This is a genomic window from Desulfonatronum thiosulfatophilum (assembly GCF_900104215.1).
Taxonomy (GTDB): Bacteria; Desulfobacterota; Desulfovibrionia; order Desulfovibrionales; family Desulfonatronaceae; genus Desulfonatronum; species Desulfonatronum thiosulfatophilum.
Map to the genome: position 1 here is coordinate 35,254 of NZ_FMXO01000015.1, position 14,783 is coordinate 50,036.

The 14,783-nt window shown below is 55.9% G+C and carries 13 protein-coding genes; 6 read left to right on the top strand and 7 right to left on the bottom strand.

The features are described 5' to 3' along the window. Position 1 precedes the first annotated feature (1 nt). The 4 genes from BLP93_RS12815 to BLP93_RS12830 form a co-directional block, all read right to left on the bottom strand. On the bottom strand, positions 2-793 hold the full coding sequence (locus tag BLP93_RS12815) for an ABC transporter ATP-binding protein (RefSeq protein WP_092122384.1): 792 nt from the start codon (positions 791-793) through the stop codon (positions 2-4). Further along, on the bottom strand, positions 790-1,749 hold the full coding sequence (locus BLP93_RS12820; RefSeq protein ID WP_092122387.1) for a branched-chain amino acid ABC transporter permease: 960 nt from the start codon (positions 1,747-1,749) through the stop codon (positions 790-792). Before BLP93_RS12820 ends, BLP93_RS12815 begins: the two co-directional genes overlap by 4 nt. Further along, entirely contained in the window at positions 1,746-2,651 is a 906-nt protein-coding gene (locus BLP93_RS12825; RefSeq protein WP_092122389.1) for a branched-chain amino acid ABC transporter permease, read from the bottom strand. The genes BLP93_RS12820 and BLP93_RS12825 overlap by 4 nt, the downstream gene beginning before the upstream one ends. 241 nt (positions 2,652-2,892) lie before the next feature. After that, entirely contained in the window at positions 2,893-4,020 is a 1,128-nt protein-coding gene (locus tag BLP93_RS12830) for a branched-chain amino acid ABC transporter substrate-binding protein (RefSeq protein ID WP_092122392.1), read from the bottom strand. A gap of 446 nt (positions 4,021-4,466) precedes the next feature. On the opposite strand from BLP93_RS12830, the gene BLP93_RS12835 reads away from it, so the two are divergent. The 3 genes from BLP93_RS12835 (at position 4,467) to BLP93_RS12845 (ending at position 8,882) form a co-directional block, all read left to right on the top strand. Then, positions 4,467-5,855 (top strand): M16 family metallopeptidase, encoded by a 1,389-nt coding sequence (locus tag BLP93_RS12835; protein WP_092122395.1) that lies wholly within the window; start codon positions 4,467-4,469, stop codon positions 5,853-5,855. Positions 5,856-6,210: 355 nt separating this feature from the next. Continuing rightward, positions 6,211-7,620, top strand: coding sequence for a M16 family metallopeptidase (locus tag BLP93_RS12840; RefSeq protein WP_092122398.1), 1,410 nt, complete (start codon positions 6,211-6,213; stop codon positions 7,618-7,620). A gap of 443 nt (positions 7,621-8,063) precedes the next feature. Further along, a complete protein-coding gene (locus BLP93_RS12845) occupies positions 8,064-8,882 on the top strand; it encodes an ion transporter (RefSeq protein ID WP_092122402.1) in 819 nt (272 codons plus the stop codon). A gap of 91 nt (positions 8,883-8,973) precedes the next feature. On the opposite strand, the gene mreB is transcribed toward BLP93_RS12845, so the two are convergent. The 3 genes from mreB to BLP93_RS17455 all read right to left on the bottom strand — a co-directional run bounded on the left by mreB (position 8,974) and on the right by BLP93_RS17455 (position 11,377). Further along, positions 8,974-9,999 (bottom strand): rod shape-determining protein, encoded by a 1,026-nt coding sequence (mreB, locus tag BLP93_RS12850; RefSeq protein ID WP_092122406.1) that lies wholly within the window; start codon positions 9,997-9,999, stop codon positions 8,974-8,976. Between the two features lie 134 nt (positions 10,000-10,133). Beyond that, a complete protein-coding gene (locus BLP93_RS12855; protein ID WP_161946327.1) occupies positions 10,134-11,147 on the bottom strand; it encodes a GAF domain-containing protein in 1,014 nt (337 codons plus the stop codon). Positions 11,148-11,164: 17 nt separating this feature from the next. After that, a complete protein-coding gene (locus tag BLP93_RS17455) occupies positions 11,165-11,377 on the bottom strand; it encodes a DUF6485 family protein (protein ID WP_092122412.1) in 213 nt (70 codons plus the stop codon). Between the two features lie 389 nt (positions 11,378-11,766). On the opposite strand from BLP93_RS17455, the gene BLP93_RS12865 reads away from it, so the two are divergent. The 3 genes from BLP93_RS12865 to msrA all read left to right on the top strand — a co-directional run bounded on the left by BLP93_RS12865 (position 11,767) and on the right by msrA (position 14,746). Beyond that, positions 11,767-12,204 (top strand): Fur family transcriptional regulator, encoded by a 438-nt coding sequence (locus BLP93_RS12865; protein ID WP_092122415.1) that lies wholly within the window; start codon positions 11,767-11,769, stop codon positions 12,202-12,204. Positions 12,205-12,420: 216 nt separating this feature from the next. Beyond that, entirely contained in the window at positions 12,421-13,317 is an 897-nt protein-coding gene (locus BLP93_RS12870; protein ID WP_092122419.1) for a zinc metalloprotease HtpX, read from the top strand. 328 nt (positions 13,318-13,645) lie between these two features. After that, positions 13,646-14,746 (top strand): peptide-methionine (S)-S-oxide reductase MsrA, encoded by a 1,101-nt coding sequence (msrA, locus tag BLP93_RS12875; protein ID WP_208596646.1) that lies wholly within the window; start codon positions 13,646-13,648, stop codon positions 14,744-14,746. Positions 14,747-14,783 lie beyond the last annotated feature (37 nt).

The following is a 14,783-nucleotide window of genomic DNA, read 5'->3' on the forward strand; positions in this document are numbered from 1 at the left end:
GTCAGAATTCCTCGTCTTCATCGTCTTCCGGAGCCCCCAGGTAGGCGTCAATGACCCGTTGGTCCTTCTGAATTTCCGCCGGAGTTCCCTGGGCGATCAACATTCCGTACTCCAGGACCACCAGTTTTTCACAGATTTGCATGACCAGATTCATGTCGTGTTCGATCAGCAGGACCGTGATCCCGCGTTCCCGAATCTGAATGATCAGGTTCACCAGCACCTGGGTCTCGTAATCGTTCATCCCGCCGGCGGGTTCATCCAGAATCAGGAAGCGCGGCTTGGTGGCCAGGGCCCGGGCAACCTCCAGCAGACGCTGGTTGCCGTAGGACAGGTTGCGGGCAGCCTGATCCAGGTGCGGTCGAAGCCCGACGAATTCCAGTTCCGTCACGGCAATTTCCAGCGCCTCTCGCTCTTCCCTCTTCTGCCAGGGCAGACGAAGCATGGCGCCGACGACTCCGGAGCGCATCCGGCAGTGACATCCGGCAAGCACGTTTTCCAGGGCGCTCATGTTCTGAAACAGGCGAATCGTCTGAAAGGTACGAGCGATGCCCAGGGAGACGATCTTGTTGGTGCGCATGTTCACGATATTGCGCCCGTCAAAAAGAATCTCCCCGCTATTGGGCTGATAGTTGCCGGTGATCAGGTTGAAGACGGTGGTCTTGCCCGCGCCGTTGGGACCGATCAGACCGACGATGGAGCCGTGGTCCACGTCGAAACTGACGTTGTTCACGGCCATGACCCCGCCAAAGGCCTTGGTCAGGTTGGCGATGCGCAACAAGGGCGAGGCGCTCATTTTCCACCTCCCCGGGAATCAGCAAGGAAATTCAAATTAAATGTCCGCGGCGGTGGCGGCAGGATGCCCTTGGGCCGGAAGATCATCATCAGGATCATGGCTGCCCCGAAGAAGAGCATCCGTGCGCCGGCGAACTCCCGAAAGACTTCCGGCAGGCCGATGATCAGAAAGGCTCCGAGAATGACGCCCTTGATGTTGCCGGCTCCGCCCAGGATAACAATGGTGAACATGATCACGGATTCCCAGAACGTGAAGGACTGGGGTGAAACAATGGTCATCTTGGATGCGAAGATGGTCCCGGCCATGCCGGCCCAGAACGCTCCGAGGACAAAAGCTACCAGCTTGTAGTGGGCCGCGTTGATGCCGCTGCCTTCCGCCGCCACGTCGTCCTCGCGGATGTAGTTCAAGGCCCGTCCGAACCGGGAGTTTTCCAGACGCACAAAGAGCAGCACCGTGATCGCGGCAAAGGCAAGGATCAGGTAGTAGAAGTCATGGGGAGTGCGGATCACGTACCCGAACAGCACGGGACGGCTGATCCCGAAAATGCCGTTGGCTCCGCCGGTGACCCCGAAGACGTTGTTCACCAAGGCGATGCGCACGATTTCCACGATCCCGATGGTCACGATGAGCAGATAATCGCCGCGCAGATGAATGATCGGCCTGGCCACGATCAGGGCGAAAATGCCGGCTGCCATGCCGGAAAGGGGCATCAGCCAGAGCACCGGAATCCCGAACTGGGTGTTCAGGATGGCCGTGGTGTAGGTGCCCACGGCGAAAAACGCGGCGTGCCCCATGTGAAACAACCCGGCGTAGCCGAGAATGATGTTCAGGCTGAGTGCCAACACCGCGTAGAGGCCGATGGAGTTGAGGACGTCCACCCAGTAGGAATCCAGCCAGTACGGAGCGACGAGCAATGCCGCAACGAAGAGGATGTTGATGATGGTTGCCGGCTTCATACTTTGTCCGCCACGCGTTCGCCCAGGATGCCCGTGGGGCGAAAGATCAGGATCAGGATCAGGACCATGAAGGAAATGGCGTCCTTCCAGGCCAGAGAGATATATGTAGCGCCCATGGCTTCAATCACTCCCAGAAGCAGACCGCCGAGCATGGCGCCGGGGATGTTGCCGATTCCGCCCAGGATCGCGGCTGTGAACGCCTTCAGGCCATAGACCCAGCCCATGGTGAAGTTGATCTGACCGTAATAGAGACCGACCATCATTCCGGCCGCTCCGCCCAGGGCCGGGCCGATCAGAAAGACGTACATGATGACCCGGTTCACATCGATGCCCATCAGCTTGGCCGCGCCCTGATCAATGGCCGCGGCCCGGATGGCCGTACCGGTCTTGGTGCGCTGCACGAAAAAGTACAGCCCGGCCATCATCACGATGGACGCGGCAAAAAGAACGATCCGCATCACCGGGATATCCACGCCGAACATGGAAATCGACGTGGTGGGCAAGATGTCGTGGGGGTAGACGCGGAATCGGGCGCCGTAGATGAGCATCACCGCGTTCTGAAAAAATATGGACGCGCCCAGGGCCGAAACAACCGCGGAAAGCCTGGGCGAAGTGCGCAGGGGGCGGTAGGCGACCCGCTCCAGCAGTGCGCCGATAACGGCCACCAGGCCCATGACCATGATCACCAGAACCATGATTCCGGCCATGGGGCCGAGGTGTTCGGTAAGTCCCATGGACAGAAGAAGGGTCAACCCCAGGTAGGCTCCAATGGTGAACAGGTCGCCGTGAGCGAAGTTGATCAGCTTGAGAACACCGTAAACCATGGTGTAACCAAGGGCGATCAGGGCGTAGATGCCGCCCACGGCCAACCCGTTGGTCAATTGTTCCAGAAAAAGTTGCATGTCATGTCCTTCGGATGGTTTGGAGAACACGGAGCCTGTGGAGATTTCGCCGGAGATGGACTTTCAGGTAAGGATTTTGAGTGGTTTGCCTCAAGGAGAGGCTTCTCGACATTCACATGATCAAGCAAAACAACGTCTCAAAAGCATTAGCTGAAGGGCTATCGCCTTTCGCTGATCCCCCGGAACCAGACCCGGCGGGCCAAGTCAAGCATGGCCCGCCGGGCAAACTGATTACTTCAAGTTATTGTTGAAGGATGAAGCGGCCTTCGCCGTCCACCTTGTACACGCGGTACAATTCGCCCACACGGTCGCCCTTTTCGTCAAAGGCGATGGTTCCGGTCAAGCCTTGAAAATTATCCAGTTCCGTCTTCAGATACTCAGCGATCTTATCCGGATCGGTGGATTCGGTGCCTTCTATGGCGGCAACAATGACTTTGAAAGCGTCACCGGCCAGCACGGCCCAGACGGAAGCCGGGTCGTCCTGATACCTGGCGCGATAGGCGTTCATAAAGGAAGTGGCTTCCGGGGAGTCCAGATCCTGGGGCACGGGCGGGCTGAGGAACATGAAGCCTTCGGCTGCTTCCTTTCCGGCAATGCTCACCAGGTCGGGATTATTGGTTGCGTCGCCGCCGATGAAGGGAACATCCCAGCCCATGGCTTTTTTCTGACGCAGCAACAGTCCTGCTTCCGGAAAATAGCCGGTGAACAGGACGACTTCAGGAGCACGAGCCCGCAGTTGCGACAGGATGGCGCTGTAGTCCCGCTCGCCGGGTGTCAGGGCATTGAAGAAGACGATTTCAACGTTGCCTTCCTTGAGCAGCGCCTGGGCCTCGTCGGCCAATCCCTTGGCGTAGGTGGTGTTGTCATGCAGGATGGCTACTTTGGTGAACCCCATGTCCTTCAGGGTATTGGCCGCCACCAGACCCTGCTCGTCGTCGCGGGGGGAGGTGCGGAAGAAGTAGCGCATCCCTTTCTCGCTCAACCGAATGGCCGTGGAGCCTGTGGCCACCTGGACGATCTTATTTTCGTCGAAGATGTTCTGGCTGGCTTCGGTGATGGAGGAACCATAGGTTCCGATGACGGCCACGATGTTGCGGGTGGACAGACGCTGGGCCGCCAGTGCGGCTGTTCTCGGATCGCCGGCGTCATCTTCGGCGACGATGACCACCTTCTGGCCCAGGACTCCGCCGGCATTGTTCTGTTCCTCGGCGAGCAGGTCCACGATCTGCTTCATGGCCTGACCTTCACTGGCCCAGGAACCGGTCAAAGGGGCCATCAGGCCGATACGGATCTCGGCATGGGCCTGGCCCAGCAACAGGGGCAGCACCAGCAAGCTTGCCAACACGCTCAAAAACAAACGTTTTTTCATGCAATTGCCTCCTACGGAAGAAAAAGGTTGAACCATTTCACGCCGAAAAAAATGGTGAATGCCAGTTGCCAACACTGAGCTAATTGGGTCTCTTACGGCGAAAAACATGGAAAATCAACAACCTTGAACAAATTGACTCGGTGCTGAGATATTGTTTAGATGTAATACTAACTCTTCGTCTTTCAAGCACAATTGTTACAGTATTTGTAAACCTGAGCACCTATTCAGACGCGTTGGAAGTGGAGGCCATGATTTGGCGAGGCGCTAAATCAGGCATACCGTTCGTGGTGAATGCCGCATGCCGAACTCCACTCTTGCCAACTCCGGATCAATGACCATCATAGCTTCCATGAAACTGTAAGTTCACGTTGCCGGCGGTTCCTTTCCGCCCACCGCATCCATCAGCCGTCGCATTCCCCCCTTCAAAACGAGACAAGGTACTCAACATGCAACGATTGTTCACTCTTTTTGTCGTGTTCTTTTGGCTGGCGGTCTCGCCGCTCGTTGTTTCAGCGGAAGTAGTCGAGCACCGCCTGGACAACGGGTTGACCGTCCTGGTTCTTCCGGACCAGCGAGCCCCTGTCGTCACCAATCAGATCTGGTACGGCGTCGGCGCCATGCATGAGCATAGCGGCATCACCGGCATTTCACACATGCTGGAGCATATGATGTTCCGCGGCAGCGAGAAGTACCCACCCGGTGAATTCACGCGGATCATTTCGGAAATCGGCGGATCCCAGAACGCCTTTACCGGGCCGGACTTCACCGGCTACTATCAGGTTGTCGGGACACAGCACTGGGAGATGGTCATGTCCATGGAAGCCGAACGGATGTTTGGCTTGAAGCTGACCGAGGAGGAGTTCCAGCCGGAGCGCAATGTCGTCATCGAGGAGCGCAGGCTGACCCGGGAAGACCGTCCCATCGCCCTTTTGAACGAACACTTCATGGCCACGGCCTTTTTCAACAGCCCTTACGGGCATACCGCCATCGGCTGGATGACGGACATCCAAGCCTATACACTGGAAGACCTCCAGGCATGGTACGAAATGTGGTACGTGCCCAACAACGCCGTGGCCGTGGTGGTGGGCGACGTGGATCCGGAGGAGGTCATCGCCGCGGCCGAACGATATTACGGCCCCATACCGGCCCGGCCGCTGCCGGAAATCAAGCCGCGCACGGAAGCCCCCCAGCGGGGCGAACGCCGAATCACCCTGCGAGTGCCGGCGGAAATGCCGTATTTGATCATGGGCTGGAAAACCCCGGTGCTCTTGACCCTGCGTGAACACGGCGAAGATTCCCTGGAATCCGCAAGGGATGCTTATGCCCTGATGGTCGCGGCGGGAGTGCTCAGTTCCGGCCATGCATCCCGCCTGGACCGTGAACTTGTCCGAGGCAGGGAACTGGCACGGGCCGCCAACGCGGGATACAGCGCCTTCAGCCGTATGGACAGCCTCTTCACCCTCTCGGCCATGCCGTCCACGGGAACGGATCTCCAGACCCTGGAAGAGGCGCTCCTTGAACAGGCGGAGGTATTGCGCAGCGAACCCGTGACCGAGCAGGAGCTTCAACGGGTCAAAGCCCAGGTCATCGCCGCCATGGTCTATCGCCGTGATTCGCTCAACGCCCAGGCTTTCGAGCTGGGCATGCTCGAAACCATCGGCCTTGGCTGGCGGACCATTGAAGAATATGCCGAGGGCATCCGTGAAGTGACAGCGGAAGATGTTCTGCGCGTGGCCCAAAAGTATCTGATCCCGGACACGCGTACCGTGGCCGTTCTCGATCCGTTGCCACTGGATGCTCCCGTGAGAGAATCAACGGCGATCCAGGCACAATAGCTGCGAATGTTGCAGCTTAAAAAGTTCGGTCACAGCTTGCGAGTTACTTTGCAACTGGATTCCCGCCTTCGCGGGAATGACTTCCATGAGATAGCTTTCCAAGCACGTCATGCCCGCGAAGGCGGACATCCAGGCCATGCTTGTCACAAAATTTGAGCAGTTACCTCCGAATATTAAATGCTCATAACATTTTAGATAATTTCTGATTCAACTTGCTTTCTTTGAGTCCATGTCGATTCTTTATCACCACGAATGGCACGCGAGCACAAAGGGACGAGACGTCAGCAACAAGCACCATCCGCGCTCGACCATTCCCAATCATTAAGAACAAAGGTTCATTCATCCGAGGTATCCCATGTATCAACGTAATCCATCCACGCAAGCTGTTCCCGTTCCTTTGCCGCTCCGTGGGCACTTTCTGATTCTTTTCCTGTTTTTTTTTACGGCGGCCGGATTGTTCGCAGCGCCGGCAACGGCCGCGGAGTTCGAACATTGGGAAACCGAAAAGGGCATGAACGTGCTCTTCGCACCGGCTCCGGCCTTGCCCATGCTGGATGTACGCCTGCTTTTCGATGCCGGCTCCTCCCGGGACGGCGACCGTGGCGGTCTGGCCCGCATGACGAACCAGGCCCTGGCCTTCGGCACCGCGGAGTTGGACGCGGACGGCGTGGCGGAACGGTTTGAATCCGTTGGTGCCCAGTTCGGCGCCAGTGCGGCCCGGGACATGGCTGTTCTGCGCCTGCGAACACTGACCGAACCTGACTGGATGGAGACGGCTCTTTCCACATTCGTTTCCCTCCTGGCCGATCCGGCGTTTCCGGAGGACGATCTGGCCAGAGCCCGGCGACAGACGTTGCAGGCACTCCGGCAGGAACGCCAGGAGCCGGGAACCCTCGCTTCCCGGCGCTTTTATCAGCTGGCGTATGGCGACCATCCCTATGCCGCGCACCCGCTGGGGACCGAAAACAGCATCCCGAACCTGGACCGAGACGAACTGCTGCGTTTTTTCCAGGAACACTACACATCCCGCAATGGAGTGCTGACCATGACCGGAGATCTGGACCTGGATACAGCCCGGCAAATCAGCGAGCGCATCTGCGCGGCACTCCCCCAGGGAGAGTGGATGCCGGAGCTTCCACCGATAACGCCGCTCACGGCACCTGTTCTGGAGCACATACCTTTCGCTTCCGAACAGGCCCATATCCACATGGGCACTCCGCTGTTGCGTCGTGATGATCCGGACCGGTTCCCGCTGAGCCTCGCCAATCACGTTCTGGGCGGCGGCGGATTCACGTCCAGACTGTTTCGGGAAATTCGCAATGAGCGCGGGTTGGCATATTCCGTCTCCAGCAGCATTGTTCCCATGTCCGTTGAAGGGCCATTTGTGATCAGCATGCAGACCGGCATCGACCAGGCCCCGCTGTCCGTGGAAGTACTGCACAGCGAGCTGCGGCAGTTCATTGAGCACGGCGTCACGGAGGAAGAGTTGGCCGCATCCAAGGCGAACATCATCGGCCGGTTTCCCTTGAGCCTTGTCTCCAACAGCGAAATCGTCTCCACCCTGGCCATGATCGGATTTTATAATCTTCCCCTGGACTACCTGGAAACCTACACCGAGCATGTTTCCCAGGTCACGACGAAGGAATCACGGGATGCGCTCCAACGGCGCCTGCGGCCTGAAGCTATGGTCACGGTGATTGTCGGCGGTCCGGAGGGACTCTTTGGACCGGACGGCCTCGCCGCGCGCAATCCATCGCCTGAATGATCATTTGATGCCGATCGTATTCTCCAATAGCCCTCTCCACCGTAACTGACCCGCCCAACGAGAAAAGATGAGCTTTGAACCCTCTTTCAAATTACTGGAGGGATGAGGTTCCAGAGGCAGACGCAACAACCGCCGGAGACACATATCCGGCGGTTGTTGTTTTTGACGCCCGTTGCCGTCAAGTCCTGCCGATATCGCAAGCGATCCAGCATGGCGGTTTATTATCCTTGTCAAATGGACAGCTTGATTAATCCATATGGTTCGGCTGAATCCATTTCTTGACGGGTCATGGGTTCTTATTTAAATCGATCCGGAAAGTTGCCATCTTGCATGCCCATCATTGAATTCGGATCAGGGGATCTTGTTCCCGTTGATTCCACGAATTCACCGCGATTTGTTCCACTCTTCGTTCATAAATATCAAAACCCACCATTGGATAAAGAATGCCCTTCAAATCCCCTGCCGCCGTCACCCGTGACCGCATCCAGGACGTCGTCCAGAGCAGTCGATTCCAAAATGCCATCATTTTTGTCATTATCGTCAACGGCATCGTACTTGGGCTGGAAACTTCGGCCCGGGCCATGGAAGTGGCCGGTCCCTTTCTCCTGATGATTGATCGGATCTGTCTGAGCATTTTCATTGGTGAAATCGGTTTGAAGTTCTACGCCCTGCGCGGACGTTTCTTCAAGGAAGGCTGGAACATTTTCGATTTTCTCGTGGTGGCCATTTCACTGATCCCCAGTCATGGCGGGTTTGCGGTACTGCGATCGCTGCGGGTGCTCCGGGTCTTGCGGATGATCTCCGCCTTGCCCAGCATGCGCCGGGTCATCGCCGCCATGCTCCATGCCCTGCCCGGCGTCAGCTCCGTCGCCGGCATTGTGGCCATCATCTTCTATGTGGGAGCGGTTATTACCACGAAGCTGTTCGGGGCAGCCTTTCCGGAATGGTTCGGATCGATCGGGGCTTCTTTCTACACCCTGTTCCAGATAATGACCCTGGAAAGCTGGTCTATGGGAATTGTCCGCCCGGTACTGGAAGTTTTTCCGCTGGCATGGATGTTCTTCGTGCCCTTCATCATTGTCACCACGTACACGGTCATCAATCTGGTGGTGGGCATCATTGTCGGAGCGATGGAGGAAAAGGCCATCGAGGAAGGAATACGGGAAGATCCTGCCAAGACCTGGCAGAGGCTGGAGGCTCGCCTGAACGGTCTGGACAGCAAGCTGGACAGACTATTGAAGGAGAAATCCGAAAAATCGTAACTGCTCAAAACTCCGGGCAGCCCTTTTCATGGAAGGGTCAGGCATCTTGCCTGCCTAAGAACTGCCCTGTGTCGTGATGTGTGAAGAAGAGTTAGTTGATGAAAACGGATGTATATTTTTTCTGGTTTTCCAGAACCTTGCCCACGCCTCGCACCACCGTGGTCAGGGGGTCGTCGTCCTTGATGACCTGGAGATGCGCACTATGGGAAATGAGCTGATCCAGCCCCTTGAGCAACGCCCCTCCTCCCGCCAAGTATAATCCATTATTGGCAATGTCGGCCACCAATTCCGGCGGGGTTTTTTCCAAAGCACGACGAATCGCCAGCACGATGGCATTGACCGGTTCCTGAATCGCCTCCCGAATCTCCTCGTCGTGCAGGGTCAATGTGCGCGGGTTGCCGTCCACCATGTTTTTCCCGCCGACTTCAATGGACAGAGGCTTCTCCTGCCGGAAGGCCGATCCGATGATGATCTTGGTCTTCTCAGCCATGTTTTCCCCGATCAGCATCTGGTATTTATCCTGAACATAGCGCTGGATGGCTTCATTCATCTCATCGCCGGCTATTCGCACCGATTCGGAATAGGCCACCGAAGAAAGCGAGATGACGGCCACTTCCGTTGTTCCGCCGCCGATATCCACGACCATGTTCCCGATGGGCTCGTCAATGGGCAAACCGGCGCCGATGGCCGCGGCTACCGGTTCCTCGATCAATTTGACTTGTCGGGCGCCGGCCTGGGTTCCGGACTCGATGACTGCCCGCTTCTCAACCTGGGTGATCCCCGCGGGAACGCCGATGATGATCATCGGCTTGACCAGGCGCATTCCCCGGATCACCTTGCGCACAAAATAGGCGATCATCTCCTTGGTCACTTCAAAATCGGCAATGACCCCGTCCTTCAGAGGCCGAATCGCCCGGATGCTTTTCGGGGTTCTGCCCAGAAATTCCTTGGCCTCCTTGCCCACAGCCAGAACGTTTCCACTCCGGTTGTCCAAAGCCACCACGGAGGGTTCGTTGAGGACGATACCGTCTTTCGGCGTATACACCAGCGTGTTGGCCGTTCCCAGATCCATGGCCAGGTCGGTGTTCATGAAGGAGAAGAAACGCTTGAAAAACATGCCGTGTCCACCTTGCAAAGATGTTTTAGGAACAAAAGGATGAGTCTGTGACGCCTGACGGCATTTTCTGACCCAAGTACGTATCCGCTGTCAACGGAAATTTGAGATAAGACGATCTATCCGGACATTCAGGGCTACTGTTCTTTTTCCGGAGCGGGCGCTGGAGGGAGCATGGCTTTGAGTTTGCTCACCTGGTTGCGCAGATAAAGATTTTCCAGAAAAAACTCGAGATGTTCCGTAACCAGCTGCAGAAAGACCCGCATTTCCTTGCACGGTGTACGCACGAGCGGATCGGCCAGCACCAGAACAGCTCTCGTTCGCTTGGAGACGTTGAGCGGCAGGCAAATGACCGTATGAAGCACTACCGAACCGATGGCATCCTTGGAAAACAGGGTGACACCGGTATGTCCCGATTCCATGTCCGCTGAAAATACGGGCTTTTCGTTCTTGAAAACCCAACCCACAAGTCCGCTCCCAATGGGAAAAGAGTCAGATTTGGAGAGATTGTTGAGCGGAAAACCATCGGTCCAGCCCTCGATGGTAAAATTTTGTCCGAGTTCATCCCGGACAGCGAGGGCAGCGTGTTCGATCTGCGAGGTTTCCGACAGAATCCCGAGAAAATTTTTGAGATATGACGACCAGAGCGGAAACCGCTGACGAAGCTCGCGCAGTTTTTGCAAAGCCTGATAGTACGTAAAGTCCTTCCTGCTTGTCTGCAGCCGGCAACTGTCCATTTGCAGCGCGGCGACAAACTCCACGAACTGATGGAGAATCTTTTGATCCTTGGTGCTGAAGGAGTAGCTCTTCTTGCTGTCTACGCACAAGACTCCCTGTCCTTCCCTGAGAGGACAGCCCATGAACGCCTTGACCACGGACTCGCTCTGGCCGGAATAATATCCCAGCGATTCGCTCTGCAGTTCAAAGTTATTGACCAGCAACGGCTGATTGTTTCGGAGTATCCATCCCACCAGCCCCTTCCCAGGTAGAACCGTCGCATTACGCGCGAGATCATTTCCCAGGCTGAAATGAGCGGCCACGCGATACGAGCCGCTTGCGTCAGGCAGGAACAGAACCGTCGAGTAGGCGTCGAAGGAGTTCGCGATGATGCTCAAGAGGTGCTGCAAGCACCCGATGTTCTGACTATTCATTGGTTCCAAGTCGAAACTCATTTTGGGGAGCGTCTTTGGACAAAGAATTCGATGCTACGATTGAGGGACTTTTCCTCTTCCGAGGTGAAGTAGCACCCGGGAAGCTCGTTGCGTTGCCGGTGATAGTGCAGGCATTCACAGCACAAGCCGTGTTTTGGACAATCTACCGAAGTGCATGTGCAAAATTTGGTATTGATTTTTATCCGGGGGCATTGGCTGCTCTTGGACATCGAGAACTCCAAGGAAGTGCAAGGTTGCTGTAAAATTCAGGGACGGCGGACTTGAGCTTCCAGCTTCGTCCTCATGAATCCGTGCATGCGAGGGTTGAGTCGTCGCCATCAACAACCATCCCTTGGATGCGGGCGGATTGAAAAAAATCTGTACAGTGGAAAGCCCTGCAAGACAATGCGTCGATCGTGCTGGGTCAATATTCTTGAGTCGACATTGATCATGGGTCCGCCTGCTGCGGCTATTTACATAAAAAGACTTCGACTTAATGTCAATAATTTGATTTTATTTGACATTTTTTAAGCAAGCCATCTTCGTCCGAAAGAGTATGACATTGACACATCATATGCCGCACGCTAGGTAACGACAATCAATCTATGGAGATAGCCACATGCAAGATGCACGCAATCAATTCTTTCATTTTTTGGCCAAGAAGAAGCTCAAGTTCACCTCCCAGCGCGGGCTCATCTTCGATGTTTTTTGGCAAACCAGCGATCATGTCTCCCCGGAAGAGCTATATAACCTGGTCAAGCAGAGCGATCCGCAGGTCGGTCAGGCAACCGTGTACCGGACACTCAAGCTGCTCTCCGAAGCAGGTATTGCGCGTGAAGTGAACTTCGGCGACGGCGTGACGCGATATGAGCCGACCTTCGGCCATGCTCACCACGATCATCTGATATGTTCAAGCTGCGGTCGGAGCGTGGAAGTCATGGACAGCCAGATCGAAAAGCTCCAGGAACAACTGGCCAAGGATCACAACTTCACATTGACGGGACATAAGATGTACCTTTTTGGGGTCTGCCCCGAATGCCGGAGCGCAGGCAAATAAATGCGTCAATAATACCCGGTCTATTTCGGCGCCTCATCAGTCTCGCCATGACAAGTTTTTAAATTTTTTGCCTTGACCGGCTGAACCTGTTCAAATCTCCTCCTCCCCCTTGCCATCTCTTGAGATGGTCATACCATCGTGATCACGTCATAAGTGATCCCTTATTTCGATGTTGCCGATATCCACCGGCCATCATCTCCATTCTCAAATTCGTACATGGACAGCTTCCGCATCAATCGCGCCGACTGGAAACGCCGTAATCTGCACAACCGTCTTCAGGCCGGATTGCTGCTGATTTCCATGAGCGGCTTCCTGGGACTGCTGGGCTACATCCTTTTCGGCTCCCAGGGCCTGTGGGTGATGCTGTTGATGTCCGTCATCCCCCTGTTCTGGAATCCCTCCAAATCACCTCGCCTTGTGTTGCGTCTTTATCGGGCTCGCCTTTTGCATTTTGATCAGGCCCCGGCACTGTTCGCACTTGTCCGCGAATTGTCACAGAGGGCCGGATTGCCGGTTGTCCCGGAAATATTCTTCATCTCCAACAACATGATCAACGCCTTCAGCGTCGGCAACCGCAAGGCCTCCGCCGTGGCTGTCACCAATGGCCTGCTGCAATCCCTGCGGCCTCGTGAAATCGTCGGCGTGCTGGCTCATGAAATCAGTCATATTGCGAACAACGATTTGCGGGTCATGGTCCTGGCCGATCTGATTACCCGCATGGCAAGTTTTCTCTCACTGATCGGCCAGTTTCTTTTGTTCCTGAATCTGCCCCTGATCCTGATGGCGGAAGCGCATGTCGACTGGTGGGCTGTCCTGCTGCTTGTTTTTGCTCCGCAGATCATGCTGCTGGCCCAGCTCGGTCTTTCCCGAACCAGGGAATATGATGCGGACATGCAGGCCGTTCAATTGACGGACGACCCCGAAGGACTGGCCAGCGCCCTGTACAAGGTCGAAGATCACCAGGTTTCCATCTTCCGACGTCTCTGGCCCGGAGCCCGGCTCCCTCAGAATTCCTGGCTGCGAACCCATCCCCCAACCGAGAAACGGGTTCAACGCCTGCTCGCTTTGCATTCATCTTCCAAACGTAAACCCGGACAGGTTTATTCGGCGTAATCGCAACTACTCAGCTCTTCCGAGTTATAACGGACTGGATCCCCGCCTCTGCGGATATGACCGACTTGGAGATGATGGAATAAAAGTCATTCCCGCGAAGGCGGGAATCCAGGTCATGCTTGTCACAAGTTTTTTGAAAAGCCACATTTCCCGCTCAAGCTGAGTAGTTATGCATAATCTTGCGTTGAAGCGAAAATTGCGAGCACACTTCGCGGTTTCTCCAAATTCAGATCCTTCACCGATCTTCTTGCCATCGCTCATCCGAATCTTACCGTGATTGCACGACGTATCAGGAAGAAATTGGAGAGTTTTGCGCATGAAGACCCTCATGAATACATTCATATTCAGCTGTCTGATCGTTCCGTCGGCATACATGGGTTTGCCGACACTGATCAGCGCCAAGGAGAACGCGACAATGCAACAGGAATCCCGGAATCATGAATTGGCCACGCTGGCTGGAGGCTGCTTCTGGTGCCTGGAAGCGGACATCATGAAGTTGGACGGAGTGCAGGAGGCGATATCCGGTTACACCGGCGGGAAAGTGGACAATCCAACGTACGAGCAGGTCACTGGCGGCCGGACGGGCCACTATGAAGCCGTCCAGGTCCGGTTCGATCCGACCGTGACCAGCTACGAACAGATCCTGGACGCCTTCTGGCGTTCCATCGATCCCACCGATCAGGGCGGACAGTTCGCGGACCGCGGGACGCAATACCAGACGGTAATATTCTATCATGACGAAAAACAGCGCGCGGCGGCCGAGGCATCCAAACAGGCTCTTGAGGAATCTGGAAAATTTTCCAAGCCCATTGCCACGGAGATTCTCCCGGCCGCGAAATTTTACGCTGCCGAGGATTATCATCAGAACTACTCTGATACCAACCCCGAGCATTATCAACGCTACCGGGTGCTTTCCGGACGTCAGCCCTTCCTGGACAAGCACTGGAGCGAGACCGAGGTCCGCCGCCCCGCTTCTCCTGGATTCACTCCGCCCTACACCAAGCCTTCCATGGTGGAATTGCGTTCCAGACTCACGCCCATGCAGTATCAGGTCACGCAGCAAGACGGCACCGAGCCGGCCTTCAAGAATGAATACTGGGACAATAAGCGGGCGGGCATCTATGTGGACGTGGTATCCGGAGAACCGCTCTTCAGCTCCCTGGACAAGTTCGATTCCGGCACCGGCTGGCCCAGCTACACCGGGCCGCTGGTTCCGGAGAACGTCGTGGAACGTCAGGACCGCAAACTATTCATGCGCCGGACTGAAGTCCGCAGCAAGCATGCCGATTCGCATCTGGGCCATGTCTTTCCGGACGGCCCCCCGCCCACCGGACTGCGCTTTTGCATCAACTCCGCGGCCTTGCGTTTCATTCCCGCGGAAGACCTGGAGTCCGAAGGTTACGGGCAATTTCGCGAATTGTTCAGATAAGTATTATTCGGAAACTATTCAGCACATCCCGGGTAGA